The organism is Streptomyces sp. SID3212 (assembly GCF_009865405.1).
In the GTDB taxonomy this organism is placed as follows: domain Bacteria; phylum Actinomycetota; class Actinomycetes; order Streptomycetales; family Streptomycetaceae; genus Streptomyces.
Genome location: NZ_WWJY01000523.1, coordinates 1 through 3,234, shown reverse-complemented (window position 1 = coordinate 3,234; position 3,234 = coordinate 1). Strand labels below are relative to the sequence as shown.

General features: G+C 73.7%; 5 protein-coding genes. 2 read left to right on the top strand and 3 right to left on the bottom strand.

Annotated elements, in window-relative coordinates; all coding sequences use genetic code 11:
- Positions 1-486 (bottom strand): BTAD domain-containing putative transcriptional regulator (locus GT042_RS15755; RefSeq protein WP_202532835.1); only part of this gene is annotated, 486 nt, incomplete at its 3' end.
- A gap of 320 nt (positions 487-806) precedes the next feature.
- Here GT042_RS15755 and GT042_RS15750 point away from each other — a divergent pair.
- Positions 807-1,610 carry a site-2 protease family protein gene (locus GT042_RS15750; RefSeq protein WP_161309342.1) on the top strand — a complete coding sequence of 268 codons (804 nt, stop codon included), beginning with the start codon at positions 807-809 and terminating at the stop codon, positions 1,608-1,610.
- Positions 1,611-1,661: 51 nt separating this feature from the next.
- Here GT042_RS15750 and GT042_RS15745 read toward each other — a convergent pair whose 3' ends face one another.
- Positions 1,662-1,856, bottom strand: a complete 195-nt coding sequence (locus GT042_RS15745) for a hypothetical protein (protein WP_161309341.1) — start codon at positions 1,854-1,856, stop codon at positions 1,662-1,664.
- Between the two features lie 154 nt (positions 1,857-2,010).
- Positions 2,011-2,721 carry an NADPH-dependent F420 reductase gene (gene npdG, locus GT042_RS15740; protein ID WP_161309340.1) on the bottom strand — a complete coding sequence of 237 codons (711 nt, stop codon included), beginning with the start codon at positions 2,719-2,721 and terminating at the stop codon, positions 2,011-2,013.
- 117 nt (positions 2,722-2,838) lie between these two features.
- Here npdG and GT042_RS15735 point away from each other — a divergent pair.
- Positions 2,839-3,234 (top strand): hypothetical protein (locus GT042_RS15735; RefSeq protein ID WP_161309339.1); only part of this gene is annotated, 396 nt, incomplete at its 3' end.

Genomic DNA, 3,234 nt, shown 5'->3' with positions numbered 1-3,234 from the left:
GGCCGTCAGCCGGGCCCTGCGGGCCTCCAGCCGGCGGGTGTCCCAGCGCAGGGACTCCGACGCCCGGTCGGGCAGATCGGCGAGCGCGGGGCCGTGCCAGAGGGCGAGCGCCTCGTCCAGGAGTACGGCGGCCTTGCCCGCGTCCCCGTCCTCCAGCGCCCGCGCGCCCTCCGCCGCGAGGCGGCCGAAACGGTGCAGGTCCACGTCGTCCTCGTCGGCGGTCAGCCGGTACCCGCCCTCCGAGGACACCACCGCGTCGTGCCCGAGCGCCCGCCGCAGGCGCCCGACCAGCGCCTGGAGCGCCGCGACGGCGTCCGCCGGCGGATCCCCGTCCCACACCTCGCCCACCAGCACCCCGACGGGGACGCTGCGCCCGGCCCGTAGCGCGAGCACGGTCAGCAACGCACGCAACCGCGCACCACCGAGCGCGACGGGAGTCCCGTCGTCGTGAAAAGCCTGGGCGGTGCCGAGGAGTCGGTAGCGCATGCGCCCATTGTCCCCGCCCGGCGAAATCCACGAAGTCGGCGGGGCCGCGTACACCGCTCGCGGAGCGTCCCCGCCACGCCCGCACCGCAGGCGCCCAGAGCCTCCGACGGAAGGGCGCGAAGCCCCGGCGGGCCCGAGGCCCACCAGGGAGAAGGCCGGCCCCGCACCGTGCACCCGCACGCGCCGGCCGGGCGTCCCCGCCCGCGCCTCGGGAACCGCCGTGCCCGGCGGGACGTTCCCCCGCCGTCACGAGTACGGTCGTTCCGCACCGGCAAGCCGCATCCGCAAGCACCGGCTCCCACCTTCCAGGAGACCCACCCATGACCACCGCAGCCACCCGCAGCAGCGATCGGCGGATCTCCCCGGTCTTCCTCGGGATCGCCGCCGTCATGGCGGTGTCGGGATGGGCCGTGTGGACGGACTTCTCCGCCAACCCCGGGGTCGCCGTCTTTCTCTTCGTCACCGCCGCCTGGGTCGTCTCCCTCTGCCTGCACGAGTACGCGCACGCCCGCACCGCCCTGCACAGCGGTGACATCTCCATCGGCGGCAAGGGTTATCTCACCCTCAACCCGCTCAAGTACACCCACGCCCTGCTCAGCATCGTGCTGCCGGTGCTCTTCGTGATCATGGGCGGGATCGGCCTGCCGGGCGGCGCCGTCTTCATCGAGCGCAACCGCATCCACGGCCGCTGGAAGCACAGCCTGATCTCGGCGGCGGGCCCCCTGACCAACGTCCTGTTCGCGCTCGTGTGCACCGCGCCGTTCTGGCTGCACGCGCTGGACGGCGTCCCCGTCACCTTCGTCTACGCGCTCGGCTTCCTCGCGCTGCTCCAGATCACCGCCGCGATCCTGAACTTCCTGCCGGTCCCCGGCCTCGACGGCTACGGCGTCATCGAGCCCTGGCTCTCGTACAAGATCCGCAGGCAGGTGGAGCCGTACGGGCAGTTCGGACTGCTCGCCGTCTTCGGCATCCTCTTCATCCCGGCCGTCAACGCGGGCTTCTTCGACCTGGTCGACACCGTCCTGAGCGGCCTCGGCATCCCGGCCGACACGAACATCACCGCCTGCGGCCAGAACCTCTACCGGTTCTGGAACGACCAGAGTCCGTTCTGCCAGCCGCAGTAAAGACGGGGAAAGACAGCGAGGGGGCGCGGCGAAGAGGGGCGGCAAGGCGCCTCAGCCCGCCGCCGACACCCCGCCCGCCGCCCGCCGCGCCTTCGCCCGGCGCAGGTAGTACCACGCCATGTTGGACGAGAGCCCCGCCAGCAGCAGCCACACGACCCCGAGGAAGCTGCCCTGGACGAAGGAGACCACCGCCGCGATCACGGCGAGGGCGCAGACGGCGAGGGAGTACAGAGCGAGGCGGGGCATGGCGGTCGGCTCCTGTCGGGGGCGAGCGGGGCGGTAGTGCTTCCTGCGGGGCACCGCTCGCTGCGCGGCGCCGGTCATACGGGTCGTACGGGTCCTACAGGTCGTACGGGCCCAGTCTCCCCCACCCCGGGCCCGCACCCGGCTCCGGGGACCGTCAGACGTCCGTCACCCGCAGGCCCGCGTGTGCCTTGTACCGGCGGTTGACCGAGATCAGGTTCGCCACCAGCGACTCCACCTGGTGCGCGTTGCGCAGCCGCCCCGCGAAGACCCCCCTTATCCCCGGGATCCGCGCCGCCAGCGCCTGCACGATGTCCGTGTCCGCGCGGACCTCGCCCAGCACCATCACGTCCGTTGCGATCTCCTCGACCGCCGGGTCCTGGAGCAGCGGCGCGGAGAGGTGGTGGAACGCGGCGGTCACCCGGGAGTCCGGCAGCAGGGCCGCGGCCTGCTCGGCCGCGCTGCCCTCCTCCGGGGTGAGGGCGTAGGCGCCCTTCTTGTCGAAGCCCAGCGGGTTCACGCAGTCGATGACAAGCTTGCCCGCCAGCTCCTCGCGGAGGGACGCGAGGATCGTGGCGTGCCCGTCCCACGGGACGGCGACGATCACCACGTCGCTGCGCCGGGCGCACTCCGCGTTGTCGGCGCCCTCGACGCCGTACCCCAGTTCCGCCGCCGAGGCCGCCGCCCGGTCCGCCGCGCGGGACCCGATGATCACCTTCTGCCCGGCCCGCCCCAGCCGGTAGGCGAGCCCCCGCCCCTGGTCCCCCGTACCCCCGAGCACACCGACCACCAGACCCGACACGTCGGGAAGGTCCCAGGGGTCCTTGGCGGGGGGCTTGGGCGCGCTGCCACTGTCACTAGAAGTCATACGGCGGAGCCTACTTGTCGCACTGTCCACACCGGCCTCGGCCGGTCCGCGTCCCGTTCGGGTGAGGTGCGGTGGAGTGGGGGCGGCGGGGGTACGGGGTCGGGCAGGATGCGCCCCATGGATGCCGTACGTGTCGCGCTGTTGCGTGAAGTCCTGGCCGGTACGGAGTGGCTGTCGGCGACCCGGGGGTTCGCGGGGGCCCTGCGGTCCTCCGTGGTGCCGCACGGCGGGGGGCTGCTGCTGGTGGGGACCGAGGCGTACGAGCCGTGGCACCTGGCCGCGCATCTGGTGGACGAGGCCGCGTGGTCCGGGCAGCCCGAGCTGAATCCGACGCTCGTACGGCACCGGGTGCGGGACGGGGATCCGGCCCATCTGGCCGTCGGCCTGGGGCGGCTGGAGGCGGCGGGGCGCGGGGAGACGCTGCTGGTGGTGGCGCCGGAGCGGCCGGACGCCGGGCTCCTGGAGCGGGTGCACGACGCGCGGCGGGCCGGGGCGACCGTGCTGTCGCTCGAC

Excerpts from the sequence above, each read along its gene's own strand:
- GT042_RS15745 (WP_161309341.1), bottom strand. The coding sequence starts at position 1,856 with ATGCCCCGCCTCGCTCTGTACTCCCTCGCCGTCTGCGCCCTCGCCGTG.
- GT042_RS15750 (WP_161309342.1), top strand. The coding sequence starts at position 807 with ATGACCACCGCAGCCACCCGCAGCAGCGATCGGCGGATCTCCCCGGTC.
- npdG (WP_161309340.1), bottom strand. The coding sequence starts at position 2,721 with ATGACTTCTAGTGACAGTGGCAGCGCGCCCAAGCCCCCCGCCAAGGAC.